The sequence below is a fragment of the Ruegeria atlantica genome, from assembly GCF_947495585.1.
In the GTDB taxonomy this organism is placed as follows: Bacteria; Pseudomonadota; Alphaproteobacteria; order Rhodobacterales; family Rhodobacteraceae; genus Ruegeria; species Ruegeria atlantica_G.
In genome coordinates, this window is record NZ_CANLZK010000002.1 from 42,889 (window position 1) to 69,583 (window position 26,695).

General features: G+C 57.6%; 23 protein-coding genes and 2 tRNA genes. 12 read left to right on the forward strand and 13 right to left on the reverse strand.

Translation table 11 applies throughout. The features are described 5' to 3' along the window. Positions 1 to 6: 6 nt before the first annotated feature. A complete protein-coding gene (locus QMP16_RS05945; RefSeq protein WP_282151613.1) occupies positions 7 to 819 on the reverse strand; it encodes an arylamine N-acetyltransferase family protein in 813 nt (270 codons plus the stop codon). A gap of 149 nt (positions 820 to 968) precedes the next feature. Between QMP16_RS05945 and QMP16_RS05950 the strand changes: the two genes are divergently transcribed. Then, positions 969 to 2,150 (forward strand): NAD(P)/FAD-dependent oxidoreductase, encoded by a 1,182-nt coding sequence (locus tag QMP16_RS05950; protein WP_282151614.1) that lies wholly within the window; start codon positions 969 to 971, stop codon positions 2,148 to 2,150. Here QMP16_RS05950 and QMP16_RS05955 read toward each other — a convergent pair. The 9 genes from QMP16_RS05955 to mraZ all read right to left on the reverse strand — a co-directional run bounded on the left by QMP16_RS05955 (position 2,147) and on the right by mraZ (position 11,804). After that, positions 2,147 to 2,521, reverse strand: a complete 375-nt coding sequence (locus QMP16_RS05955; RefSeq protein WP_282151615.1) for a glycine zipper family protein — start codon at positions 2,519 to 2,521, stop codon at positions 2,147 to 2,149. The genes QMP16_RS05950 and QMP16_RS05955 overlap by 4 nt on opposite strands. Before the next feature lie 105 nt (positions 2,522 to 2,626). After that, positions 2,627 to 4,027, reverse strand: coding sequence for a UDP-N-acetylmuramoyl-L-alanine--D-glutamate ligase (murD, locus tag QMP16_RS05960; protein ID WP_282151616.1), 1,401 nt, complete (start codon positions 4,025 to 4,027; stop codon positions 2,627 to 2,629). A 150-nt stretch (positions 4,028 to 4,177) separates the two neighbouring features. After that, positions 4,178 to 5,260 carry a phospho-N-acetylmuramoyl-pentapeptide-transferase gene (gene mraY, locus QMP16_RS05965; RefSeq protein WP_282151617.1) on the reverse strand — a complete coding sequence of 361 codons (1,083 nt, stop codon included), beginning with the start codon at positions 5,258 to 5,260 and terminating at the stop codon, positions 4,178 to 4,180. Positions 5,261 to 5,299: 39 nt separating this feature from the next. Next, complete coding sequence (locus tag QMP16_RS05970; protein WP_282151618.1) at positions 5,300 to 6,691, reverse strand: UDP-N-acetylmuramoyl-tripeptide--D-alanyl-D-alanine ligase; 1,392 nt, start codon at positions 6,689 to 6,691, stop codon at positions 5,300 to 5,302. Next, positions 6,688 to 8,169, reverse strand: a complete 1,482-nt coding sequence (locus tag QMP16_RS05975) for a UDP-N-acetylmuramoyl-L-alanyl-D-glutamate--2,6-diaminopimelate ligase (protein ID WP_282151619.1) — start codon at positions 8,167 to 8,169, stop codon at positions 6,688 to 6,690. The genes QMP16_RS05970 and QMP16_RS05975 overlap by 4 nt, the downstream gene beginning before the upstream one ends. A gap of 21 nt (positions 8,170 to 8,190) precedes the next feature. Further along, positions 8,191 to 9,978, reverse strand: a complete 1,788-nt coding sequence (locus QMP16_RS05980; RefSeq protein WP_058274327.1) for a peptidoglycan D,D-transpeptidase FtsI family protein — start codon at positions 9,976 to 9,978, stop codon at positions 8,191 to 8,193. Then, on the reverse strand, positions 9,975 to 10,343 hold the full coding sequence (gene ftsL, locus QMP16_RS05985; protein ID WP_058274326.1) for a cell division protein FtsL: 369 nt from the start codon (positions 10,341 to 10,343) through the stop codon (positions 9,975 to 9,977). Before ftsL ends, QMP16_RS05980 begins: the two co-directional genes overlap by 4 nt. Beyond that, positions 10,340 to 11,332: a 16S rRNA (cytosine(1402)-N(4))-methyltransferase RsmH gene (rsmH, locus tag QMP16_RS05990; RefSeq protein ID WP_282151620.1), complete on the reverse strand. Its 993-nt coding sequence runs from the start codon at positions 11,330 to 11,332 to the stop codon at positions 10,340 to 10,342. Before rsmH ends, ftsL begins: the two co-directional genes overlap by 4 nt. Before the next feature lie 4 nt (positions 11,333 to 11,336). Further along, entirely contained in the window at positions 11,337 to 11,804 is a 468-nt protein-coding gene (mraZ, locus tag QMP16_RS05995) for a division/cell wall cluster transcriptional repressor MraZ (RefSeq protein WP_234416569.1), read from the reverse strand. A 943-nt stretch (positions 11,805 to 12,747) separates the two neighbouring features. Here mraZ and QMP16_RS06000 point away from each other — a divergent pair. Next, positions 12,748 to 12,972 (forward strand): DUF1127 domain-containing protein, encoded by a 225-nt coding sequence (locus QMP16_RS06000; protein ID WP_058279568.1) that lies wholly within the window; start codon positions 12,748 to 12,750, stop codon positions 12,970 to 12,972. Between the two features lie 408 nt (positions 12,973 to 13,380). On the opposite strand, the gene QMP16_RS06005 is transcribed toward QMP16_RS06000, so the two are convergent. After that, the gene (locus tag QMP16_RS06005) at positions 13,381 to 15,777 is read right to left on the reverse strand and encodes an ATP-dependent helicase (protein WP_282151621.1); all 2,397 of its coding nucleotides are present in this window, start codon (positions 15,775 to 15,777) and stop codon (positions 13,381 to 13,383) included. Between the two features lie 181 nt (positions 15,778 to 15,958). Here QMP16_RS06005 and QMP16_RS06010 point away from each other — a divergent pair, with 181 nt between their 5' ends. The 4 genes from QMP16_RS06010 to QMP16_RS06025 all read left to right on the forward strand — a co-directional run bounded on the left by QMP16_RS06010 (position 15,959) and on the right by QMP16_RS06025 (position 22,962). Next, positions 15,959 to 17,743 carry a sensor domain-containing diguanylate cyclase gene (locus QMP16_RS06010; protein WP_282151895.1) on the forward strand — a complete coding sequence of 595 codons (1,785 nt, stop codon included), beginning with the start codon at positions 15,959 to 15,961 and terminating at the stop codon, positions 17,741 to 17,743. 39 nt (positions 17,744 to 17,782) lie between these two features. Further along, positions 17,783 to 18,940: an alpha-hydroxy acid oxidase gene (locus tag QMP16_RS06015; RefSeq protein ID WP_282151622.1), complete on the forward strand. Its 1,158-nt coding sequence runs from the start codon at positions 17,783 to 17,785 to the stop codon at positions 18,938 to 18,940. Positions 18,941 to 19,064: 124 nt separating this feature from the next. Beyond that, positions 19,065 to 22,502 carry a pyruvate carboxylase gene (locus QMP16_RS06020; protein WP_282151623.1) on the forward strand — a complete coding sequence of 1,146 codons (3,438 nt, stop codon included), beginning with the start codon at positions 19,065 to 19,067 and terminating at the stop codon, positions 22,500 to 22,502. 76 nt (positions 22,503 to 22,578) lie between these two features. Then, complete coding sequence (locus QMP16_RS06025) at positions 22,579 to 22,962, forward strand: MAPEG family protein (protein WP_282151624.1); 384 nt, start codon at positions 22,579 to 22,581, stop codon at positions 22,960 to 22,962. 15 nt (positions 22,963 to 22,977) lie between these two features. Here QMP16_RS06025 and QMP16_RS06030 read toward each other — a convergent pair whose 3' ends face one another. Further along, positions 22,978 to 23,130: a hypothetical protein gene (locus tag QMP16_RS06030; RefSeq protein ID WP_282151625.1), complete on the reverse strand. Its 153-nt coding sequence runs from the start codon at positions 23,128 to 23,130 to the stop codon at positions 22,978 to 22,980. Between the two features lie 149 nt (positions 23,131 to 23,279). Here QMP16_RS06030 and QMP16_RS06035 point away from each other — a divergent pair. From QMP16_RS06035 to QMP16_RS06050, 4 genes are all read left to right on the forward strand, one after another. After that, positions 23,280 to 23,354 (forward strand) — tRNA-Gly (locus tag QMP16_RS06035). Positions 23,355 to 23,389: 35 nt separating this feature from the next. After that, positions 23,390 to 23,464 (forward strand) — tRNA-Gly (locus tag QMP16_RS06040). Between the two features lie 55 nt (positions 23,465 to 23,519). Then, positions 23,520 to 24,416: a GNAT family N-acetyltransferase gene (locus QMP16_RS06045; protein WP_282151626.1), complete on the forward strand. Its 897-nt coding sequence runs from the start codon at positions 23,520 to 23,522 to the stop codon at positions 24,414 to 24,416. 55 nt (positions 24,417 to 24,471) lie between these two features. After that, a complete protein-coding gene (locus QMP16_RS06050; protein WP_282151627.1) occupies positions 24,472 to 25,074 on the forward strand; it encodes a hypothetical protein in 603 nt (200 codons plus the stop codon). Between the two features lies 1 nt (position 25,075). Here QMP16_RS06050 and QMP16_RS06055 read toward each other — a convergent pair whose 3' ends face one another. After that, entirely contained in the window at positions 25,076 to 25,315 is a 240-nt protein-coding gene (locus tag QMP16_RS06055; RefSeq protein WP_058274459.1) for an Lrp/AsnC family transcriptional regulator, read from the reverse strand. Between the two features lie 153 nt (positions 25,316 to 25,468). Between QMP16_RS06055 and hisB the strand changes: the two genes are divergently transcribed. Next, entirely contained in the window at positions 25,469 to 26,056 is a 588-nt protein-coding gene (hisB, locus tag QMP16_RS06060; RefSeq protein WP_282151628.1) for an imidazoleglycerol-phosphate dehydratase HisB, read from the forward strand. After that, positions 26,057 to 26,695: an imidazole glycerol phosphate synthase subunit HisH gene (gene hisH / locus QMP16_RS06065; protein ID WP_282151629.1), complete on the forward strand. Its 639-nt coding sequence runs from the start codon at positions 26,057 to 26,059 to the stop codon at positions 26,693 to 26,695. It begins immediately after the preceding gene.

The window sequence follows — 26,695 nt, forward strand, 5'->3', positions numbered from 1 at the left end:
GAACACCTACCGGACTTTTTCATGAAAGAGCTCGTCATGACGTTTCTTGATCTTGGGCCAGACCTCAGCAACCGCCGGGACATTCAGGCCAAAGTCATACTTCAGGCAGTCAACCAACTCCTTTGGTGTCAAAACAGTCTCCTCACGTATTCCCATAGTATCAATCGTCCTCATCACCAGACCGCGTAGTATAATATGCCTGTTGGTATAACGCCTTTGCGCGGTCAGGGTGCGTAAAAATGGCGAGTTGGGATCGATCTGCAAATGTCGACTGGCAGACTGGAACACGCTTGGTTCGACACTTTCCTGAGTAAACCAATAGCCTGTTTCCCCTCCGCCTGCGCTTTCTAAATATTGAACAAAGCCATCTTTCTGGGCGGTTAACGAAATATTGTAGGGCTGCTGCAATCCCGTGAATGGTTCCAGCGGGATTGGAGTAGACATCGCGCCACCAAATCCAACATCAACAAGCAAATGCTCATCGCACTTGACCTTCAAAAGCATATGATCCGGTGCCTGATCTGGAGAAGGTTTGTCCGGGCCGACGTATCCAGCCAAGTATGACACCTCAAATCCGATTTCCTGCAGTACCCAACTGAAAAGAGAGTTTAGCTCAAAACACCATCCGCCACGTTTCCGCGCAACGACTTTTTCAAACACGTCGTTCTGATCAAACGAAACCGGAACCCCCAATTGTTGATCGATGTTTTCGAAAGCAACCATCCTTAGTTGGGCCGCGAAGAGATTGTCGAGCGTCGCCCGATCCGGCTTTAGGTCGTCCGAATACGCTATTCGGCCCAAGTATCTTTCCAAATCCATTTAAGCACCCTCAAAATCACTGCACTGTTTGGCGTCATAAACTTGCTTGTAATTCCTTAAGCTAGGTTGAGCTCAAGACAAAATTCTGGATCGTTCATCTGAGACTTTGACCCCTTGCCTTCCCTTGCGATCCAAGCCATGCGCAGCACATGACCTATGACACGATCATCCTTGGCGCCGGTGCAGCCGGTATGATGTGCGCCGCCCATTGCGGCGGGCGCGTTTTGGTGGTCGACCACGCCAAGGCTGCCGGAGAGAAAATTCGTATCTCGGGCGGTGGGCGCTGCAACTTCACCAACATGTATGCGGGACCGGGAAATTTCCTGTCGCAGAATCCGCATTTCTGCAAATCCGCGCTGGCGCGGTACACGCAGTGGGATTTCATTGATCTGGTCGACCGACACGGCATCGCGTGGCATGAGAAAACGCTGGGGCAACTGTTCTGCGACGGATCGTCAAAACAGATCATTCAGATGTTGCTGGATGAGATCGAGCGTGCCGGGGCCGAATTGTGGATTCGGACCGACGTAAAAGACCTGCGCAAGACCGATGGCGGATTTGCTGTGGACCTCGAACGTGAAGGGCAGCGGCATAACCTGAGCTGCACCAACCTCGTGCTAGCTACTGGCGGCAAGTCGATCCCCAAGATGGGCGCGACCGGGCTGGCCTATGAGATTGCGCGCCAGTTCGGATTAACGATAACCGAAACGCGGGCCGCGCTCGTGCCGTTTACGTTTTCGGATGGCAAATTCAAGGACCTGTCTGGCGTATCCCTACCCGCGCGGCTGTCGAATGACCGGACCAGCTTTGACGAGGCTCTGCTGTTCACCCATCGCGGGCTTAGTGGACCATCGGTTCTGCAGTTGTCTTCCTATTGGCGCGAAGGCGAGGCGGTCCGCGCAAACCTGATCCCGGATCTGCCGCTGTTTGATTTGCTGCGGGATCAGCGGCAAAGCGGCGGACGCAAGGCGCTGACTACGGAACTGGCGCGCCACCTGCCCGGGCGTCTGGTCGAGTACCTGAACCATCATATCCCCATGCCAGGCAATCTGGCCGATCAGTCGGATGCCGCGCTGTCCGACTTAATCGCAGCACTGTCCAACTGGCAGCTTACGCCCTCGGGCACCGAAGGGTATCGTACAGCCGAGGTGACGCTGGGCGGGATCGACACCGATAGCCTGTCGTCAAAAACGATGGAGGCCAGGGATGTCCCCGGCCTCTATGCGATTGGCGAAGCGGTGGATGTCACCGGCTGGCTCGGCGGCTACAACTTCCAATGGGCGTGGTCTTCGGGCCACGCCGCAGGAATTGCAATCGCCGGGCAGAGTTAACCGACGACGTTGTAGCCGCGACCGCGCATGCAGTTGCGCACCAGGACTTCCTTGTTCTGGTTCTTTGAATAGGCATCCGCGCCCGCGCCCAGCAGCGCACCGGCAACGGCCGCGCGCCCCAGATTGTCGCTGCTGTCCTGAATGATCGCCGTAGTTGCAGCGGCACCAGCCGCACCAAGAGCAGCATTCCCTGCGGTTGATCCGTCAACAGTGGCCTGCGATGCCGCCAGTTGTTGGCATTGCTGAAGGTCTACGTTGTAGTTCGGGCCGATCGGGCCGTCGACGATTGGTTGATAATTGGCACCTGTGTTGGTGCAGGCACCGGCAACGAGAATGGCAGGCAGGATCAGAGAAAACTTACGAAATGGCATAGTCATAACCTCGTGTTGAATTTGCAGGCAAGCAAAACCAATAATGATGGCGCGTCAAGCTGATAGCATCGCAGCTTGGCCCAACCGGCGGTCTATTGCAAATGGCTATTCGGGAAGCCTTTGCCTGACTTCCGCCACGAAGTCCTCTCCGCGCTGTTCGAAATTGTCGTATTGGTCGAAACTGGCCGCGGCTGGGGCAAGCAGGACTGTCTCGCCGGGTTGGGCATCTTTCATGGCTTGCTCAACAGCCTCGGACATGGTGGTGCAGACCTGTGCATCGGCCTTTAGCTGCATGGCGAAATTCGCGGCCTCGCGACCAATGACATAAGCTTTGACCACCTGGTCTGTGGCTGCGTTCAGAGCGGCGACACCGCCTTCCTTCTCAAGCCCCCCACAGACCCAGCGGACCTTCCTGAAGGCGCTCAACGCCTTGAGAGCGCTGTCCACATTGGTGGCTTTTGAGTCATTCACATAAGTAATACCGCCTACCTCGGCGATGATCTGGCTGCGATGCGGCAGACCCGGATAGCTGTGCAGCGCGTCTTCGATCACGCGCGGTGCCAGCCCCAGTGCGCGACAGGCGGCATAAGCCGAACAGGCGTTTTGGTGGTTATGCGCGCCGGGAAGGCCCGTGATTCCGCGCAGGTCAATCGAACCCGCTTGCCGTCCCTTGCGGTATTCCGACAAGAACCCTTTGCGGGCAAACACCTGCCATCCGGGCCCCGTCAGTTTGCGCGCAACCGATACGCGGATGACCCGATCATCGGCGCGGCCTTCGGCCAGCTGCCCAGCCAGAAACGCGCCCTCTTTTTCATCAATGCCGATCACGGCACGATCCGGTCCGCCCTCGGCGAACAACCGACGCTTGGCGGCGAAATAACCTCCCATCCCGCCGTGGCGGTCAAGATGGTCGGGCGACAGGTTGGTGAAAACGGCCACGTCCGGGGTCAGGGCGCGGGCCAGTTCTGTTTGATAGCTGGACAACTCCAGGACAACGACCGAACCGTCGCCGCCCGGATCAATATCCAGCACCCCACGCCCGATATTGCCCGCCAGTTGCGCCTCGCGCCCGGCTTCGGTCAGGATATGGTGGATCAAAGCCGCGGTGGTCGACTTCCCGTTCGACCCGGTCACTGCGATCACACGCGGCGGAGAGTCATAATTGTTCCACTCAGGCCCTGCAAAGGATCGGAAAAACAGCCCGATGTCGTTATCGACCGGAACACCGGCCTCAAGCGCCGCAGCCACAATTGGATTGGGGTCAGGATAGAGATGAGGAATACCGGGCGAAACGATCAGCGTGGCGATATCGTCAAACGCTTCATGACGGCGCAGATCGGCACAGACGAACCCTTCAGCCTCAGCCACTTCCCGGGCTGCTGGATTGTCATCCCAACACACAGACTCAGCTTTACCTGCCTGCAGGGCACGCGCCGTGGCCAGCCCCGACCGGCCAAGCCCCAGAACCGCAACCTTCTGCCCTGAAAACCCTTTGACCGGGATCATACTGCCCACCTTTTATTGACTTAAATTTGGCCGCCACACTGCACCGAAGAAATCACCGAAGGCAAGGGTGGCAAAAGGCTCGCGCGTCAGCGCGAGCCGGGCCCAACAGGTGATAGGTGGACCGCAGGTCTACCGAACCTGACGGGAGCGTTACCGGACTTTCAGCGTTGCCAGACCGATCATTGCCAGGATTAGCGAGATGATCCAGAACCGGATCACGATCGTCGGCTCTGCCCAGCCCTTTTTCTCATAGTGGTGATGGATCGGCGCCATCAGGAACACCCGACGTCCAGTACGTTTGAAATACAGCACCTGGATGATCACGCTCAGCGCTTCGACCACGAACAAACCACCTACGATCGCCAGTACCAGCTCGTGTTTGGTGGCTACCGCGATGGCACCCAATGCACCGCCCAGCGCCAGCGATCCCGTGTCGCCCATGAACACCGCAGCTGGTGGCGCGTTGTACCAAAGGAAGCCAAGACCGGCACCGAACAGGGCCGAAGTAAAGACGAAAATCTCACCTGTTCCGGGCACGTAATGCACGTCCAGATATTCGGTAAAGTCGACACGTCCAACGGCATAGGCAATCACGCCCAGCGTCGAAGCTGCGATCATCGCCGGCATGATGGCCAGACCATCCAGACCATCGGTCAGGTTCACAGCGTTGGCCGCCCCTACGATCACGACGATCGAGAAGGGTATGTAGAACATGCCTAGATTGATCAGCGTATCCTTGAAAATAGGTAGCGCCAGCTGGTTCTGAAGGGCCTCGGGATGGTGCAGCGTAGCCCAGGCCGAGGCCAAAACTGCGATGATAACCCCCAGTGCCATACGCATTTTACCCGAAACGCCTTTGGTGTTCTGTTTCGACACTTTCGCGTAATCATCTGCAAACCCGATCGCCGCATAGGCCAACGTTACAAACAAAACCATCCAGACATAGGGATTGTCCCACCGTGCCCACACCAAGGTCGATGTCATCAGCGCGCCCACGATCAGCAGCCCACCCATCGTCGGTGTACCCGCCTTCGAAAAATGCCCTTCTGGCCCGTCATCCCGGATCGGCTGGCCCTTGCCCTGCTTTTTGCGCAGCACGTTGATCAGCGGTTTGCCAAAGAGAAAACCGAAAATCAGCGCGGTCAAAAAGGCGCCGCCTGCGCGGAACGTGATGTATCGGAAGAGGTTGAAAAAATCCCCTCCGTCCGACAGGGCGGTCAACCAATAGAGCATTTCAAAACCTTTCTCACACTGAGGCGGCGGGCGCGATCATCAATCAAGCGCGCCCCCTTGCCCCATTTTGCGCAAACCGTCAACAATCTGTGCCAGCGCCATGCTCAACGATCCCTTGGCCAACACAGTGTCACCGGCCTGAACAAGCTCGGGCAGTTGAACCGCCATCTCGGTGCTGGTCTCGAACCAAAGCCCGCGTTTATCCACCGGAAGCGCATGGTGCAGCGCCTTCATCAGCGGACCAACGCAATGCACTTTGTCCACGCGCTGCATGGCCGAAACATCCGCCATCGCCGCATGCATGGCAATTTCCTCCGGCCCCAACTCCTTCATATCCCCAAGAAAAGCGATACGACGCTGATCTTTCGCGGCGGCTAAAACATCCAGTGCGGCCTCCATCGACGTCGGGTTGGCGTTGTAGCTGTCATCCAGCAGTTCGATCCGGCCACCGTCGGTCAACGCGATCTGTTCGCGCACCCCGCGACCCTTGACCGGCGACCATCCACCGAGACCTGCAATCGCCTGATCCAGATCGACGCCCAATTCGACACAGGCAGCCAATGCCCCCAGCGCGTTCATGGCGAAATGCGTGCCCGCTGACTGCACGTCAAACGCAATCGGGCGCCCTGCGACTGTTGCCTTTGCATGAACCGAGTCAGTCTCTTGGGTTACATCGGTCAATGTGTAGTCGGTGCCATTGCGGCCGAAATCCACCGTTTTCGCGCCCAAGTCCCGCACACAATCGCGCAGGATGTCCGCATGCTCGATATCCGCGTTCAGGATGGCCGCGCCGCCCTCGATCAGGCCGTCAAAAATTGCCGCCTTTTCATGCGCAATACCGGCCACCGACTCAAAGGCTTCTAGGTGCACTGCCGCCACGGTCGTGACCAGCGCCACATGCGGGCGGGCTTGCTGCGCCAGCGGAGAAATCTCTCCGGGGTGGTTCATACCGATTTCGATCACCGCGAATTCTGTGTCACGCGGCATCCGCGCCAAGGTAAGCGGCACGCCCCAGTGATTGTTGTAGCTGGCAACGCTGGCATGAGTTTTTCCCTGCGTTTCCAAAATCGTGGCCAGCATTTCCTTCGTCGATGTCTTGCCGACGCTTCCGGTCACCCCGAGCACCCGCGCATTGCAGCGGTCACGACCCGCGAACCCCAGCGCCTCAAGCCCCAACTGCACGTCTTCGACGATCAGCAAGGGCGCATCTTCGGGTACGCCCTCAGGAACACGCGACACCAAGGCCGCCCCAGCGCCTTTTTCCAAAGCCTGTGCCACGAATTCATGCCCGTCCCGCGCGGCTGTGAGTGCGACGAAAAGATCACCGGGCTGGATGGTACGCGTGTCGATTGACACACCATTGACCGCCCAATCCGAAGTGACGCGTCCACCGGTTGCCTCGGAGGCCTCGGCTGCAGTCCACAATGTCATGCCACCCTCCCGTCTAGTGCGGCCACACTGATGCTGGCTTGTTCGACATCATCAAATGGCAGAACCTGATCACCAACGATCTGACCGGTTTCATGCCCTTTGCCCGCAATCAAAAGCGCGTCGCCGGGTTGCAGCGCGTCTATCCCGCGCAAGATGGCCTCGGCCCGATCGCCGACCTCGGTGGCCTCTGGTGCCCCGTCCATCACGGCGGCGCGTATGGTGGCCGGATCTTCGCTGCGCGGGTTGTCGTCGGTGACGAAAACCACATCTGCATGGTTGGCCGCCGCTTGGCCCATAAGCGGACGCTTGGTTGCATCGCGATCACCGCCCGCGCCGACAATGGCGATCAGGCGGCCCATCACATGCGGGCGTAGTGCCTTGAGTGCGGTCGCCACTGCGTCAGGTGTATGAGCGTAATCTACAAAAACCGCTGCCCCATTCTCTCGCGTCGCGGCCAGCTGCATGCGTCCACGAACCGTCGTGAGATGCAGCAGGGTTTCGAAAACGTGTTCAGGCTCTTCCCCTGCAGCAATAACCAAACCGCAGGCCAACAAGATATTTTCAGCCTGAAAACCGCCGATCAGATTCAAACGGGTTTGGAAGATCTTGCCCTGCCAAGAAAACCGCAGGTCCTGACCTGTTGCGTCAAACCGCTGATTCATCAGGCACAGGTCTGCTTCCCCAAGCCCAACGGTCAAAACCTTCTGCCCCCGGTCTTTGGCAATTCGGAGGACCTGAGCGCCCTTGGGATCGCTCATGTTGACGACAACAGTGCCGTCTTGCGGCAGGACCCGATCAAACAGACCTGCCTTAGCGTTGAAATACGCCTCAAACGTTTCGTGGTAGTCCAGATGGTCCTGAGTGAAGTTCGAAAACCCCGCCGCAGCCAGCTGTACCCCGTCCAAGCGGCGCTGTTCCAACCCGTGCGAGGATGCCTCCATCGCAGCATGAGTCACTCCGTTCTCCGCGGCCTCGGACAGGCAACGATGCAAAGTGATTGGTTCGGGCGTTGTATGGGCTAGTGGTGCGGTCCACGCCCCCTCAACCCCTGTGGTCCCGAGGTTGATCGCGGCGTGACCAAGTTCGGTCCATATCTGGCGAACAAATGTCGCGACCGAGGTTTTGCCATTGGTGCCAGTAACCGCAACGATGGTCTTAGGCTGCGCTCCGAACCACAGCGCAGCGCACCCGGCCAGCGCCTGACGCGGGTCCTCGAGCACGATCAGCGCCGCATCTGATGCGGCCAGTTCCTCGGCTGCGATCTCTGCCCCTTCAGCATCCGTCAGGATGGCTGCGGCCCCCATACGCAAAGCGTATTGAATGAACTCACCGCCATGAACACGTGTACCGGGAAGTGCCGCAAAGAGGAAACCGTCTTTGACTTCGCGGCTGTCGACCGCCAGCCCTGTGATATCAGGATTGGTGCCACCTCGGGCGGTCAGGGCCAGTTGGCTGAGTTTCTTTGTCCTTGCGCCCATGACCCACCTCGTTTGGACAACCTAATTTGAGGTCAGCGTTATAGCAGCGCCGGCCTCAGGCTCAACCCGAGGACGCAGGCCCAGCAATGGTGCAATGCGCCCGATCAATTCTGCGGCCACAGGAACCGCTGTCCAGCCTGCCGTACGGCGCTTTTCGCCATAAGCAAGGATAGATGGTTCGTCCAACGTTACGATCAGGACGTATTTTGGGTCATAGGCAGGAAAGAACGTCGCAAAGGTCGCAATCACCTTGTCGTCGTAATAACCACCACGCGGCTTGGGCTTATCTGCGGTGCCGGTCTTACCGGCCACATCATAGCCTGCCACATCGCCAAAACTGGCGGTGCCATCTGTTACCACCCGGCGCAACATGTTCTGCGCCTGGTTTGCCGCGTTATCAGACATGACCCGAGGACCGTATTGTGGCCCATTTTTGCGCAGGATCGTCGGGCTTACATAGTGCCCGCCATTGGCAATCGCCGCATACCCCGCCGCCAGGTGCATGGGGCTGGTCGACAGACCATGACCGTATGAGATGGTCACCGTGCTCAGTTCTCCCCATTTCTTGGGCTTCAGCGGTTCGCCGCCCTTGGCTTCGACGATTTCGAACGGGGTGGGATCGAACATACCAAGCGATTCCAGGAAATCCTGCTGCCGTTGCGCGCCGATCTGCAGGGCCAGTCGCCCAGTGCCCCGGTTCGAGCTGTGGACGATCACATCGGCTACGCTGATCTTGCCATAGTTCTTGCCGTTGAATTCACCAATCGGGAAGCGGCCGATCTTCATTGGCCCTGAGGTGTCGATGATCGTATTTGAATTCACCAAACCCAGCTGAACCGCCTGCGCAGCGGTGAATATCTTAAACACAGATCCCAGTTCATAAACGCCCTGAACATAGCGATTGAACAGTGGGCTGTCTGAGGGATCGAACCCCGAGGTCGGCGGGCGCGGACGGTCATTGGGGTCAAATGACGGCAATGAGGCCGCCGAGATCACCTCGCCCGTATGCGCGTTCATAAGAACCGCCGACGCCCCCTTGGCGTTCATAATCTTCATGCCGCCAAACAGCACCTGCTCAACGGCGGCTTGAACCGTCAGGTCCAGCGAGAGCTGCAGCGGCTTAGTCCCATTCGCGGGATCACGCAGGTAGTCGTCGAATTGCTTTTCAACACCGGCCACACCGATCACTTCGGCAGCACTGACACCTTCGCGCCCAAAGCTTGACCCGCCTAGGATATGCGCCGCCAGACGGCCATTCGGGTACAACCGCATCTCACGCGGGCCGAACAGAATGCCCGGGTCACCGATATCGTGCACGGCTTGTTTCTGCTCGGGCGAGATACGTTTTTTGATCCACAGGAATTTGCGATTACCAGTGAAATCCTTGACCAGGCGTTCTTTTTCCAGATCGGGGAAGATCGCCACAAGCTGATCAGCGGCAGCAATCGGGTCGATCATCAGCGGCGGCTGCGCATATACCGAGTAAGTGTCCAGATTGGTCGCAAGAATGCGCCCTTCCCGGTCTACGATGTTGGCCCGCTGCATCGCAATTGCTGCACCAGGGGCCGAGGCCACAGGTTCTTGCGCTTCGGACGTGGCCAACATGCCCATCCGGACGCCCACGACTGAAAAGGCGCAGAAAAAGAACAGACCCAGCACCAGCAAGCGGCCCTCAGCGCGGGTACGGCTGCGGTCTTTCATGTCTTCGTGACGCTTGCGGATATTTTCGCGCTCAATGGCTTTGGGATTCTCGCCGCGCGAGCGCGCGTCAAGGATTCGGGCCAGAGGGCGCAGCGGCGTTCGGGTCATGGGATTTGCACCTCACCCAGCGCCTGAATGTTCGTGATGGCCTGCAGCTCGATCGGGTCGACGATCGGCAGGTCAGGATCTTCCGCATAGGCAATCTGATCGGCGCGACCGAACTGCTCGGCCCGCAGGGGCAAAAGGCCCAACCGTTCAAAGTTCAGATCAGCAAGCTCACGCAACCTGTCGGGGCGGTTCAGATAGGCCCATTCGGCGTTCAAAACCGCCAGCTTCACTTGCGCCATACCAATTTCGCGCTGCAGCTTCTGCGTTTCCTTCACCACCTGCTGCGTGCGATAGTTTTCCTGATACGCCCACAGCGCCAGTCCAAACACGGACAGAGCAGTCAACACATACAAAACACTCTTCATTTTGCTCTTCCCCCTAGTTGCGGCATACCAACGGCGCGGGCATCAATTTCCCCCGACGGCGCATCCGTTCGAATTGCAACACGCAGCTTTGCCGAGCGTGAACGCGGATTTTCCTGCAGCTCCTGATCATCCGGTCCCACGGCTTTACGAGTTTTAAGCGTGAACTGCGGCAGCTCCTGCTCAATCTCGGGCGCATACCGATTGGCCCGGCCCGTCTTTCCCGCACGGGACTGAAAGAACCGTTTGACCATCCGGTCTTCGATGGAATGGAACGTTACGACTGCCAGTTGCCCGCCCGGCTTCAACGCACGTTCCGCAGCCATAAGACCCTGATACAGCTCTTCATATTCAGCATTCACTGCGATCCGCAGACCCTGAAAACTGCGCGTTGCAGGGTGGGACTGCCCCGGCTTGGGACGCGGCAAACAGGATTCGATGATCTGAACCAGGCGCAGAGTTGTTGTAATCGGCTCTTCTGCACGCGCTTTGGCGATGGCCTTGGCAATGCGGCGGCTGGCACGCTCTTCGCCATAATGATACAGGATATCAGCCAGTTGTTCCTCGGTCGCAGTGTTGACCAAATCGGCCGCGCTTTCGCCTTCCTGGCTCATACGCATGTCGAGCGGGCCGTCTTTCATGAAAGAAAAACCGCGCTCCGCCAGATCCAGCTGCATCGAAGACACGCCCAGATCCAGAACGACACCATCCAGATCCTGTGCGTATTCGTCCATGCGCGAGAATACACTCGGCTGCATCACAAGCCGGTCGCCATAATCTTTGACCCAATCCGCCGCCATTTCAAAGGCCAACGGATCACGGTCCACTCCGATGACTTTGTCAGCGCCCGCTTCCAGCAGGCCCCGCGTATATCCGCCCGCACCAAACGTTCCGTCCAGCCAGACACCCGACACGGGCGCCACAGCCGCCAGCAACGGACGCAGCAGAACGGGGATATGAGGTTTATCGGAAGGGGTTTTAGCGCCGGCCATGCCGTTACGCATCCCCGGTGCCGTCAAGGAACTCCAAAGGATCAAAGTCCTCGGGCTGTTCGTCCAACCACTCTTCGGCCGCAGCCAATTCTTCGGAATCGTAAGTTTCCGGCTTCCAAATCTGGAACGTGTCACCCGCGGCGATAAAGAATGCCTCACCTTCAAGGCTGATCTTGTTGCGCAGCTTTGCCGGCAGCACCAGACGGCCGGTTTCATCCACTGTCGTCGGGAAGGATTGCCCATGGAACATACGCTGCAACATCTTCCGCTGCATCGACCCGCGCGGCAACGCGTCAATCTTGGCATCGACCTCTTCGATCGCCTGCATAGTATAACATTCCAGGAATTTACGACGATGGTCGCCGTAGACAATTACAAGTTCAGGAGTGTCACCGGGCTGCCAGTTCGGGTCAGAGGATTCAAGCACACGGCGAAACGAGGCCGGGATCGACACCCTGCCCTTCGTATCCACCTTGTGGTGGCTTTCACCTCTAAACCTGCGCGCCAAGACGACTGTCCCTTCCGCTTGCGCCCCACTTAAAATTCACTCCCCCAGATGAAAAACGGCGGGTTGATCTGCTGCCACTGATCAACCCGCCGCATTGACCCGCTGTGCGGGATGTCCAGCTGCGCGCGCCACCTGGGGGGATGTCTGCTCGCCCGCGCGCCGGATCTCTTGATTGATGAAAGCGAGATGCCTGTATGAAACCTGTTTTTATTGGTTCGGGGTCGTTTGGCGCCCCATGTGCCTCGTCCTCATCGGATGAACTAGGGATGACATGGGAATTCATGGAAATCAACAGAAAATTTGCCGACCCTATGTTCAGAATCACAGTTTAGCCAACGCAACTGGGAAAGAAAACCACCCCGTAGACACCAATTGTAGGTAATTTATTTTATCAGAATACTAAATAGGCCAATTTCGGACCCACCCCAAATATTCCCATAATTTCCCAGAAAATTCTCCCAGAGGTGATATTTTATGATGAGCTTAGCGAAAATGGGCCACTGGGTTAACGAATCATCCCAATTTTTAACCTCAGCCACATGTGGATTCTGCGCCGCCCCAGCTGACGCCCATGAATTCCCACGATCAGAAATCATCATGTCAGCCGCCGCGCGCCTGGCCCGTCCAATACACAAAGCGCACAAGAATTGACAAACTACGCTCAAAAGACGCGCAGACACGAAAATTCAGAAAACCTTGTTGAGACCTTCCCTAGGGGAAACACTCACTGAAGGCCTTATTTTATTGGCTCGGCCAAACCCACACTGGCAACCGGTTGATATCTATGCATTTGCTGCATAGCAGCATTGACGTTGTCGGGTATTGTGCAATCGCAGCATTTGATTATTTTCAATCTCAAGCAAGCGCCGGACAACACCGGCAACAACGAATACATCGAGTAAAGCAAATGGCTGTAGCAACACAGAACACCGCGCTCAAAGGCGCACCGGCAGTTAGCCTGGCTTCGCTGTTCGAGGCGGCAAAGACCCGGTTCACCCGATATCGCGTCTATCGCCAGACAGTTCACGAACTGTCTGATCTGTCGAACCGCGAACTGGCTGATCTGGGGCTTCACCGCTCAATGATCCGCCGCCTGGCTCAGCAAGCGGCCGAAGAGCACGTCGCGCGTTAAGCGACACAGAAACATCGAGATCAGGTCCTTCCTCCTCCCTTTTGGACCTGTATTTCAGCGGCGACATCTCTCCTCCTCCCTGATGTCGCCGCCCTTAATACCGGCCTTGAACGCCGGAACGTGACACACCGGGTACTCCTCCTCCCTTTCCCGGTGTTGAAAGTGCGCGGCGACGTCTCTCCTCCTCCCTGACGTCGCCGCGTCTTCCTCATACCGGGATCAAACCCGGGTTCGGATACATCGGGGCTCTCCTCCTCCCTGCCCTGATGTTGAAAAAAACGGCGGTTCCCTCTCCTCCTCCCTGGGAACCGCCGTTTTTGTTTCTGCAGACAAGAAAAAAGCGCCGCGGTCGAAACCGGGCGCTTTTCAAAAAGATCGAGCATGTGCCGTCAGGCAAATTCCGTTTGCTTAAAACGGCACATCATCCTTGGCGGACAGAAAGCGGGAAACCACTTTTTTCAATCCAGCTTTTTCGAAATCGACCTCGACCTTGTCGCCTTCGATGCCGATCACCGCGCCATAGCCGAATTTCTGATGAAACACGCGCTCGCCAAGGGTGAAACTGGCGACCGCAGTCGCGTCAATCACCGTATTGCGGCTTTCGCGGGGTTGGGACATTCCATACTGCCCCTGCCGGGCCTGCAATCGCCGCCAACCGGGGGAGTTATAGACATTGGCCTCGGCCGCACGGGTTTCGATACCGGCAGTCGGCTGACCACCCCCATACAGCCCCGGCGGCGTCAGAACTTCGACATGATCTTCAGGCAACTCGTCAATGAACCGCGACGGCATCGCGTTTTGCCATTGACCAAACACCCGACGATTGGCCGCAAAAGAAATCGTACAGATCTCTTCCGCGCGTGTGATGCCGACATAGGCCAATCGCCGTTCTTCCTCGAGTCCCTTGATCCCGGATTCGTCCATCGACCTTTGCGACGGGAACAACCCGTCCTCCCACCCCGGCAGGAACACGGCCGGGAACTCCAGCCCCTTTGCCGCGTGCAGGGTCATGATCGAGACTTTTGCCCCGTCCGATTCCTTCTCGTTGTCCATCACCAGGCTGACATGTTCCAAAAACCCTTGCAGATTCTCGAAATTATCCAGTTGGTTAACCAATTCCTTGAGGTTTTCCAACCGCCCCGGAGCCTCAGGCGTTTTCTCGTTCTGCCAGTGGGCCGTATAGCCGGATTCGTCCAGGATGATCTGCGCCAACTCAATATGTGACACCTCTGGCTCACCAAACCGCATCGGAGCTGTGCCGTCATCAATCACAGAATCATCGTCGACTTCGATCTTGGGCCCGCGCGTCATCGCGTTCCAACGCGCCAACCCGTCGATAAGCTCGCACAGTGCTTTGCCGCCTTTGCCTTTGATCAGCCCATTGTCGACAGCAATCCGCGCCCCATCGACCAGCGACACGCCATTTTCCCGCGCCGTCATCTGAATCGTCTGCTGCGCCTTGTCACCAAGCCCGCGTTTCGGGGTATTCACGATCCGCTCGAAGGCCAGATCGTCGCCGGGGCTAACCACCAGCCGGAAATAGGCCATCGCGTCACGGATCTCCATCCGCTCATAGAATCGTGGGCCGCCTATGACCTTGTAGGGCAGGCCGATGGTCAGAAAACGGTCCTCAAACGCGCGCATTTGATGGCTGGCCCGCACGAGAATCGCAATTTCATCCAGATTAAAGGGCCGCGCACCGCGCGTTCCCCCCTGCATTGCGTCGATCTCTTCACCGATCCAGCGCGCCTCTTCCTCGCCATCCCAGTGGCCAATTAATCGTACTTTTTCGCCATCCTGCGCATCAGTCCACAGTTCTTTGCCCAACCGGCTTTCATTGCCGCGAATTACATTGGACGCAGCCGCCAGAATATGTGGGGTTGAACGATAATTTTGTTCCAGCCGGACAACATAAGCCCCGGGAAAATCTTTCTCGAACCGCAGGATGTTGCCCACTTCGGCCCCGCGCCAGCCATAAATTGACTGATCATCGTCCCCCACGCAACAAATGTTCTTGTGCGCCCCGGCCAGCAACCGCAACCACAAATATTGGGCGACGTTGGTATCCTGGTATTCGTCCACGAGAATGTAGCGGAACCAGCGTTGGTATTGCTCCAACACATCCTGATGGGTCTGGAAGATCGTGACCATGTGCAACAGCAGGTCGCCAAAATCCACCGCGTTCAGCTCTCGCAGACGAGTTTGGTACTGCGCGTAGATCTCGAGACCTTTGTGGTTATAAGCCCCCGCATCGGCTGCGGGCACTTTGTCGGGCGTCAGGGCGCGGTTCTTCCAGTCGTCTATAATACCGGCCAACATGCGTGCAGGCCAACGCTTATCATCGATATTTGCCGCCTGAATCAGCTGTTTGAGCAGCCGCAACTGATCATCCGTGTCCAAAATAGTGAAATTCGATTTCAGATCGACCAATTCCGCGTGCCGCCGCAGCAACTTGACGCAGATCGAGTGGAAGGTGCCGAGCCACGGCATCCCCTCGGCTGGTTGCCCCAACAAACGGCCCACGCGGTTCTTCATCTCGCGCGCGGCCTTATTGGTAAAGGTCACAGACAAAATCTCATTCGGGCGCGCCCGCCCGGTGCTGAGCAGATGCGCGATACGAGCGGTCAGTGCCTTGGTTTTGCCCGTACCTGCGCCTGCCAGCATCAGTACAGGCCCATCCAGTCGCTCGACCGCGTCGCGCTGCGCCGGGTTCAGCTCGTCCAGATAAGGCATTGGGCGCGCGGCCATGGCGCGCGCGGACAGCGATGCGCCCTCAAAGGCGTCCATTTCGTCAAAACTGCTCATCTTTCCAAACTACGCTGGATGAAGGCTGAGGGAAAGGGTTTGTTCACGCCTTGTTCACACAGTTTTTGATGCTCTGTTACGATCAATTCTAATCAAGCGACTTGGATTGAGAACGGTTTCATTAACCATCTGTAAAACACCCGCCGCGATGATCAGTAAATTGCTGTGGGAGCGCGAAGGTATGACTCAGGATAATCGGGGGGCCGTAAATCACCGGCTGAAATGGATCGGTATCAGCATGTTGCTGATTTCTCTGACAATTGGATGCGGCTGGGGAATTTACAAATTGCCTGCGCCGCTGGTCGACAGGATGCTAAAGGTCGACATTCTCAAGCAAGCCGAACTGTGGAAGCGCCGCGTCGTCTTGCATCTGGAGGACCCCGAGAGCGCGCTTAAGACCGGCGTGATTGATGCGCATGACGCCGAATTTCTGGCCGCGATGCCCGAAGCTTCTGATGTTTACCGCTTCAAATTGCTCGACTCGAACGGGCGTGTCACCTGGTCGACTCGTCCGCCAGAAGTAGGCAGTGTTGAAAACCGTGATTTCTTTCGCAGCGATGTTGCCAGAGGAATGATTCACTATATTCAGGAAGTTGTTCCACTGTCCGAGATAGACGGGCTTGATCTGCATACCGACAATATCCTGAACGCAACGCAGCATCATGTTGCCGAAGTCTTTATGCCGGTGGCCAAGAATGGGCGTTTCATCGGCGCCATTGAATTCTTTACTGACATCTCCGACTTGCGCACCACCTTCATCTCGCGGCTTAGGATTTCTTTGACCGTTCTAAGTGGCATCGCGCTGCTTGCGCTTGTTGCCGTGTCCTTTGCCAGCTACCGGGCGAACCGCTTGCGATTGCGGGCGCTGCAAAAACAATCCGCCAAAGAACGTGATCTGATGGAGGATCAGCTGCGCCTGGCCCGAGAAGTCCGATTGCTGGGCGAATTGAACGAGTGGTTGCAGTCCAGCCGATCCTTGGACGAGTTGTTCGATATGGTCTCGCGCTTCATGACCCATATCCTACCCGAGGCTGAGGGCAGCGTTTACGTATATTCCAACTCGCGCGACGTCCTGGATGGCTGTGCCAGTTGGAATGGCGGGACCCATAAGGCGCACATCCATCCCGAAGGGTGTTGGGGGCTTCGGCGTGGCCGAACCTATGAATACGGCGCGTCTGAGATCGACTTTGTCTGTGAACACGCCGAACCACATGACGGGCGGCCTTATTTCTGCTTTCCAATTCTGGCGCATGGGGAAACGGTCGGCCTTCTGCACCTCCGCGCCCTTGAAGGGACAGATGAGGTGTTTCATACGAGTAAAAAGCTGGCACAGCTCAGCGCCGAACAGATCAGCATGGCGATTGCCAATGTACGGATGCGCGATCAGCTGCATGACCAGTCCGTCCGGGACCCGTTGACCGGGCTGTTCAACCGGCGGCATATGCTTGAAACCCTGCGCAAATCTATCAACCGCAGTCAGCAATCCGGCGCACCGCTCAGCCTGATTGCCGTGGATGTGGATCACTTCAAAAAGTTCAACGACACCCATGGGCATGATGCCGGTGACATGGTGTTGCGTGCCGTTGGAGCTGCTTTGGAACAGGGCTGCGACCGGGATGAAGTTGCCTGCCGCATTGGTGGCGAAGAATTCATGCTGATCCTGCCCGACAATACTTCGGACGACGCAATCACGCGGGCTGAGCAATTGCGGCAAGCAGTCGAGGCTGTTTCAGTTCGCTATGGCGAGAAATCCCTACCCCGCATCACGATCTCGGTTGGTGTTTCGCATTATCCGGCCCACAGCACCATGCCGCAGGATCTGATGCGCGCCGCCGATGATGCGCTGTACGCGGCCAAGGACAAAGGCCGTAATCAAGTGCAGGTCGCCGGCAGCGGAGTTGACGCACAGCAGATTTCCCAACTCAAAAAGCCGGTAAAAGCCGTTGGTGGGAAATCAACGGCTTAAAATCCTTGCCGAATCGCGCCTTAGGTCGGATCAATCCCCATGGACCTTCATAGTCGTTTTCCCGGCATTGCCGATCTGAAACACCGCGCCCAGCGCAGGATACCTCATTTTGTATGGGAGTATCTGGACAGCGGAACCGGGGTTGAAGCCACGCTGCGTCGCAATCGCGACGGTTTGGACCGCGTCGGCTTCCTGCCGTCTATCCTGCACGGACCATTGGAATTTGACACTTCGACCGAGTTCCTAGGTCAGACCTACCCATTACCGTTCGGCGTTGCCCCGATCGGTATGGCAGGCTTGATTTGGCCTGATGCCGAAGCTCATCTTGCCCGCGCTGCCGCAAACGCCAGGCTGCCCTTTACCCTATCCAACGTTGCCTGCCAAAGCCCTGAGGACGTCGCGCCGCATCTGGGTGACAATGCGTGGTTTCAACTTTATCCACCAAAGGACCCGGACATCCGCAAGGACCTGCTGGATCGGGTTCGGAACGCTGGTTTTACGACACTGGTGATGACGGCAGATGTCCCGGTTGCATCCCGACGCGAACGTCAGACACGTTCCGGGCTGACCAACCCACCGAGATTGACGCCGCGCCTTCTGGCCCAGATCGCGATGCGGCCGGAATGGGCGCTTGGAATAGCGCGCAGCGGGCCGCCGCGGATGCGGACACTGGACAAGTATACGGACAACTCCAGCAACTTGCCGCCGACGGCCCATGTTGGGTATCTGCTCCGCACGTCTCCGGACATGGACTATGTTCACTGGCTGCGCGATGCCTGGGATGGCCCGCTGATTGTGAAAGGCGTGCAGCGCCCTGAAGATGCCGAGCCATTGCAGCGGGCTGGCGTCGACGCCATCTGGATATCGAATCACGGCGGACGACAATTCGATGGCGCCCCCGCCGGTATCGATGCCTTGCCGGCAATCCGCGCGGCCACCGACCTGCCCCTGATCTTCGACAGCGGGATCGAAGGTGGTCTGGACATCTTGCGTGCCAAGGCCCTAGGGGCCGATTTCGTGATGCTGGGCCGTGGTTTCATGTATGGGCTGGCCGCCCTTGGCGCCAAAGGCCCTGCCCATGTCATCGACATTTTGCGGCAGGATATGCACGCAAATATGGGCCAAATGGGGGCTGAGTCGCTGAATCACCTACCGCCCATCACACCACTTGTTCATGCCGCAATGCAGCGTTATTAAAAAGATAGCGCTAACAGGGGGCGTTTGCGAGCGTTAACATGCCGGTTCTACCCAGAACGACTGATATACGTGCGCGTATTGTCCGCCTATCAACACGGCCAAACAAGTAGGACCGGGACTCGACATGACTGAATTCACCAAGATCCTGATCGCCAACCGAGGCGAGATTGCCATTCGCGTGATGCGCGCCGCCAATGAGATGGGCAAACGCACCGTTGCCGTCTTTGCCGAAGAAGACAAGCTGGGCTTGCATCGGTTCAAAGCGGACGAAGCCTATCGCATTGGCGAAGGGATGGGGCCTGTTGCCGCCTACCTGAGCATCGATGAGATCATCCGCGTCGCTAAAGAATGTGGGGCAGACGCGATCCATCCCGGCTATGGCCTGCTGTCCGAGAACCCGGACTTTGTCGATGCCTGCGTGCAGAACGGCATCACCTTTATAGGCCCGAAGGCGGAAACCATGCGCGCCTTGGGCGACAAGGCCAGCGCACGCCGCGTGGCCGTCGCAGCGGGTGTGCCTGTGATCCCGGCGACCGAGGTTCTGGGCGATGACATGGATGCGATCCGGGCCGAGGCAAAAGAAATCGGTTATCCCCTGATGCTCAAGGCGTCGTGGGGTGGTGGCGGACGCGGGATGCGTCCGATCCTGTCCGAGGATGAACTGGAAGAGATGGTTCTGGAAGGCCGTCGCGAGGCCGAGGCTGCATTCGGCAATGGCGAGGGCTATCTGGAAAAGATGATCATCCGCGCGCGTCACGTCGAGGTTCAGATCCTAGGCGACAAGCATGGTGAGATCTATCACCTGTATGAACGCGACTGCTCGGTCCAGCGCCGAAACCAGAAGGTAGTCGAACGCGCTCCTGCTCCTTACCTGAGCGAAGAGCAGCGCGCCGAGATCTGCGAACTGGGTCGCAAGATTTGCGCCCATGTGAATTATGAATGCGCTGGCACTGTTGAATTCCTGATGGATATGGAAACCGGCAAGTTCTACTTCATCGAAGTGAACCCGCGTGTGCAGGTTGAACACACCGTCACCGAGGAAGTCACCGGTATCGACATCGTTCAGGCGCAAATCCTGATCGCCGAAGGCAAAACCCTTGCCGAGGCCACCGGCGCAAAAAGCCAGTCGGATGTGCATCTGACCGGTCACGCGTTGCAAACGCGGATCACGACCGAGGACCCGCAGAACAACTTCATCCCCGACTACGGTCGTATCACCGCCTATCGCTCGGCCACCGGCATGGGCATCCGTCTGGATGGCGGCACCGCTTATGCGGGGGGTGTGATCACGCGCTTTTACGACTCGCTGTTGACCAAAGTGACTGCCAAGGCGCCGACACCCGAGGCTGCGATTGCCCGGATGGACCGCGCCTTGCGTGAATTCCGAATTCGCGGCGTCAGCACCAATATCGACTTTGTCATCAACCTGCTCAAACACCCGACTTTCTTGTCGAATGAATATACGACCAAATTCATCGACACGACGCCGGATCTGTTCTCCTTTAAACGCCGCCGCGACCGCGGCACCAAGGTTCTGACCTATATCGCCGACATCACGGTGAACGGGCATCCCGAGACCAAGGACCGCCCCGAACCGCGCGCTGATCTGAAAGACGCAAAGCCCCCGGCACCGAACTCCGAACCGCAGATGGGCGCTCGCAACCTGCTGGAACAAAAAGGCCCGCAAGCCGTTGCTGATTGGATGAAGGCGCAGCGCCAGCTTCTGATCACCGACACAACCATGCGCGACGGCCACCAGTCGCTGCTGGCGACCCGGATGCGGTCGATCGACATGATCAAAGTGGCACCGACCTATGCCGCTAACCTGCCGCAGCTGTTCTCGGTTGAATGCTGGGGCGGCGCGACATTTGATGTGGCCTACCGATTCTTGCAGGAATGCCCTTGGCAGCGTCTGCGCGACCTGCGCGAGGCGATGCCGAACCTGATGACCCAAATGCTGCTGCGCGGCGCAAACGGGGTCGGCTACACCAATTACCCTGACAACGTTGTGCAAGAGTTCGTGCGTCAGGCATCGCAGAACATCGACGTGTTCCGTGTGTTCGACTCGTTGAACTGGGTCGAGAATATGCGCGTCGCGATGGACGCCGTGGTTGAGAACGGCAAAATCTGCGAGGGCACTGTCTGTTACACTGGTGACATTCTGGACCCAGACCGCGCTAAGTATGACCTGAAATACTATGTCGGCATGGCGAAAGAGCTACGCGACGCTGGGGCTCATATTCTTGGCCTCAAGGATATGGCCGGTCTATTGAAACCGGCCTCGGCCAGAATCCTGATCCGGGCGCTGAAGGAAGAGGTCGGCCTGCCAATCCACTTCCACACGCATGACACCGCAGGTATCGCCAGCGCTACCATTCTCGCCGCCTCTGAGGCGGGCGTGGACGCCGTGGATTGCGCGATGGACAGCTTCTCGGGCAACACTTCGCAAGCGACGCTGGGCACCGTGGTCGAAGCACTGCGCCATACCGAGCGCGACACCGGGTTGGACATCAAGGCGATCCGTGAGATCAGCGATTACTTCGAAGCGGTCCGGGAGCAATACGCGGCCTTTGAATCCAGCCTGCAGGCTCCGGCTTCTGAGGTTTACTTGCACGAGATGCCCGGCGGTCAGTTCACCAACCTCAAGGCGCAGGCGCGTTCGCTGGGGCTGGAAGAACGTTGGCACGAGGTCGCTCAGATGTATGCCGACGTGAACCGGATGTTCGGTGACATCGTGAAGGTGACACCGTCATCCAAGGTGGTCGGTGACATGGCGCTGATGATGGTCAGCCAGAACATGACCCGTGAACAGGTCGAAGACCCGAATACGGATGTGGCCTTCCCCGACTCGGTGGTCGACATGATGCGCGGCAATCTGGGTCAACCTCCGGGCGGTTTCCCCGACACCATCGTCAAGAAGGTGCTCAAGGATGAAGCCCCTAACACCGACCGCCCCGGCAAAGACGTGCCTGCAGTCGATCTGGAAGCAACCCGGGCGGACCTGTCCAAACAGCTTGAGGGCAAAGAAGTCGATGATGAGGATCTGAACGGCTATCTGATGTATCCCAAGGTGTTCCTTGACTACATGGGGCGTCACCGGGCTTACGGACCTGTACGCACACTTCCCACGCGCACTTTCTTCTATGGCATGGAACCCGGCGAAGAGATCACGGCCGAGATCGATCCCGGCAAAACACTGGAAATCCGGTGTCAGGCCATCGGTGAGACCGATGAAAAGGGTGAGGTCAAAGTGTTCTTTGAGCTCAACGGCCAACCGCGCGTGATCCGGGTTCCAAACCGTCTGGTGACCTCAACCACGCAGTCGCGTCCCAAAGCCGAGGCAGGCAACCCCAACCACATCGGCGCACCGATGCCCGGCGTGGTGGCCACCGTTGCCGTGACTGCGGGCCAGGAGGTCAAGGAAGGCGACATGCTGCTGACCATCGAAGCTATGAAGATGGAAACCGGCATCCACGCCGAGCGCGATGCGACGGTCAAGGCCGTGCACGTTCAGCCGGGCAGCCAGATTGACGCAAAGGACCTACTGGTCGAACTGGAATAAACGACCTAACCTTTTCGGGAACAAGGGCCGTTCGGGGAACCGGGCGGCCCTTTTTTGATCCTGAAAGGAGCAGACCATGCTGTCCATCACCCCAGTCTATGCCGCATTGCTGGCACTTCTCTATGTCGCGCTCAGTGTGCGGGTCATCATGCAGCGCCGCGGCGACAAGATTTCTTACGGCGATGGTGGCAACACCGACATGCTCAAGGTGATGCGCACGCATTCCAACTTTGCCGAATATGCACCGTTTGCCCTGTTGCTTATCGCCATGGTCGAGCTGCAGGGCGCCGGTGGTTGGCTGGTCAATCTGTTGGGCCTTGGCATTGTGGCCGGGCGCGTGCTGCATGCCTATGGGTTCGGCCGCAAACCGCAGATCGTGATTCTGCGCCAGATCGGCATGTTGCTGACCTTCGCCGTGATTGTGGTAGCAGCCATAGCCAGCCTTTTGATGGCGCTGTGAACCAGATGGCGGGGATTACCCCGCCAAAATCCGCGTTTCGATTCGAGGGGATTCCGTAAAATTTGATTCGACTTCGCCCATTCGATTCTCGCCTTTGCCAGACACCGCCGTAGCCAGCAAAATCATCGCCGCCAGGGCCGCCATCTTCAGATCCTTAGTATACGTCATTTTCGTCACCTCCACCGTTCTTATTCTTGGATGCTCTGGTTCTTGAACGGTTAAGAGGCGCGTTTCCGTCGCAAAGAATTTTCCTCTTTTTTGTTTTTTCCGCTTGAAGCCCTGCGTGGGAATTAATACACCCCTCCTCACTCAACGGCGCGGGCGTAGCTCAGGGGTAGAGCATAACCTTGCCAAGGTTAGGGTCGGGCGTTCGAATCGCCTCGCCCGCTCCATTGAGAGACCGAAAGGTCGAAAATATGTATCTGATGCGGGCGTAGCTCAGGGGTAGAGCATAACCTTGCCAAGGTTAGGGTCGGGCGTTCGAATCGCCTCGCCCGCTCCAGATACAAACCTCTCTGAACATGCTGGTTCTTTGTCTGGTGTTGCGGCATTCTCGAATGGCACGCAATCACAACAGAGGTGCGCTGATGCCAGAATACGTTATTCGCGCTTTGACTGAAGACGAAGTACAAACGGCCGTCGATTGGGCCGGCCGGGAAGGCTGGAACCCGGGGTTACACGACGCGGTCTGCTTTCGCGGTTCCGACCCCGAAGGATTTAAGGGCGGGTTCCTGGATGGGCAGATGATCGCATCGGCCTCTGCTGTGAATTATGACGATAACTACTCGTTTTTAGGCTTTTATATCGTGCAACCCGAGTATCGCGGATCGGGATATGGGCTGCAGGTTGCCGAGGCGGTCAAGGCGCATTGCCAGCACCGGAACATGGGCATGGACGGTGTCGTCGAACAGCAGGACAATTATCGGAAATTCGGGTTCGAGCTGGCCTATGACAATTATCGTTTTTCGGGCACGGTTGGTGAAGTTCTAGACCAGTTGGGCCGGTCCCTTCACGATCAAATCACGCCCCTCGGCGCCCTGTCGGATGAGCTGAGGTCGTATGATCGGGGCCTGTTCCCTGCCCCGCGCGATACGTTTCTGCATGGCTGGCTGAACGCGCCTAGTCATATCTCTCGAGTGTTTGAGGAAGATGGTCAGATCAAGGGCTATGCAACCCTGCGGCGATGTTTGAGCGGGTACAAGGTCGGCCCCCTATTTGCGAACAATCCCGAGATCGCAGAGGCCCTTTTAGTGTCACTGCTGGCCACACTTCCCTCCGATCAGATGGATGCGGAGGTCTTCATCGACATGCCCAACCCCAACGCGCATGCTATGGCAATGGCGCAACAGTTGAGTTTGACCAAAGTCTTCGAAACAGGTCGCATGTATTCCAGCCACGCACCGGACACTGATCTGGACCGGATTTACGGCATCACGACATTTGAACTGGGGTAATTTCATCCCACAATCGACATTCCAAAAGCGCATTTACAAAAAGGAAATCTACAGAATGCCCAGCGATACCCAAAAGCGGTTGCTGCTCGAGATGTTTGAGAATCTGCCGGGCGTGGTTTTCATGCTTTTGTTTCGGGCCACGGATGATATGCGATTGGCCGGGTGGATCGGCACGGTTCTGGCCGCCTCGGTTTGCGTTACCTATGTCAGGAAAACGCTGCGTCCACAGCCCATTTTACTTGGTATCAATCTCTTCATGGTGGCTATCACGCCACTGATCGAATGCCTGATCTTGCTTGGCTATCGCGACACGGCGACGATTTTGACCGGGAACATCGCGACCCTCGTTATTATGAGCGTTTTCTTGACGGGTGTCGTTTTGACCTTGTTCAGAACGAACGGATTCCTGAACTATCAGACCAATGGGACAAAACAGAGAAACACGCACTCTGCCGTTTTGCTGATTGTCTGCGCTTTCGGTGTGGTTTGGTCGCAATTGGCCGGAGAAAACTATCTGGTCTCGCTTGGCATTCCGCTGATGGTATTGTTCGGTGTGCATCAGTTGCTCCGGGCAGGAACAACTGATCAGCAGGCGCGCAATGGCGCGATTTTGGCAAGTGCCGCGCCACAAGGTTCCGTGTCCGACGCTTCGGCCTGACTCAGAACGCCTTGAAGGTCATAGTGGTCAGCGAACGCTCGATATTCGGGATCACAAGCAGGTTTTCATTGATGAAATGACCGACATCGTCGGTTTCAGGGATGTAGAGCTTGAGTAGCAGGTCATATTCGCCGCTGGTCGAGTAAAGCTCGGAGTGAATCTCGCGCAGCGCGATCTCTTCGGCGACCTTATAGGTGGTGCCGGGTGTGCAGCGGATCTGAATGAAAACGCAGGTGGACATGTTTTGGACCTGTTGATTGAGTTTCCGGCAGGCTGGCATGGCACGTCACCGGGCGCAATCCCCTGCAACAGATTGTAGTGAAAGCAACGCTTGGTCTGGATAAGCCGACCAATCCCCGTCTATAAGCGCGCCTGTAGCAAAAGGAATTCGCCCATGCGCAGCGCAAAGATCAGCCGTCAAACCGCCGAGACCGAGATTTCGGTCGAGGTCAATCTTGACGGAACCGGCACCTATGACAACCAAACCGGTGTTGGGTTCTTCGATCACATGCTGGACCAACTTGCGCGCCATTCGCTGATCGACATGACGATCCGCGCCAAGGGTGATTACCACATCGACGACCACCACACTGTCGAAGATACCGGTATTGCACTGGGTCAGGCGCTGACACAGGCCTTGGGCGACAAGAAGGGTATCCGACGCTATGGCGAGTGCCACCTGCCCATGGATGACGCGCAAGTACGCTGCGCTCTGGACTTGTCCGCGCGTCCTTTTCTGATCTGGAACGTGGACCTGCCGACACCCAAGATCGGCAACTTTGACACCGAATTGGTGCGCGAGTTCTTTCAGGCGCTCAGCACCCACGGCGGCATCACGCTGCACATCGACCAGTTACACGGCTTCAACAGCCACCACATCGCCGAGGCCGCGTTTAAGGCCGTCGCGCGTGCGTTGCGTTTGGCGGTCGAAACCGATCCGCGCAAGGCGGACGCGATTCCGTCCACGAAGGGCGCGTTGTAGATGCTGACGGCCATTATCGACTACGAAAGTGGCAATCTGCACTCGGCCGAAAAGGCGTTTCAGCGCATGGCGCGCGAGATGGACGCGGGTGAAGTTGTCGTAACCTCGGACGCGGAGGTGGTTGCCCGCGCGGACCGGCTGGTTCTACCCGGTGACGGCGCTTTTCCCGCCTGCGCGAATGAGCTGCGCGGGCACAAAGGCATCTATGATGCGATGGTCGAGGCCGTCGAACAGAAAGGCCGCCCCTTTCTGGGCATCTGCGTCGGCATGCAATTGATGGCCTCCAAGGGTCACGAATATCGCGAGACCGACGGTCTTGGCTGGATTGCAGGTGATGTGGTGCGGATCGAGCCGTCAGATAGTGCGCTGAAAGTACCGCATATGGGCTGGAACGATCTGGTTCTGGAAAACGAGCACCCGGTCTTTGCCGGGGTGCAATCAGGCGATCACACCTATTTCGTGCACTCCTACCATTTCCGTGTCACCGATCCGGCGCAGCGTCTGGCCTTTGTGGATTATGGGCAGGAGGTCACGGCCGTGATCGGCCGCGACACAATGGTTGGGATGCAGTTTCACCCTGAGAAAAGTCAGGATGTGGGCCTGCGGATGATCGGGAACTTCCTGACCTGGACGCCCTGA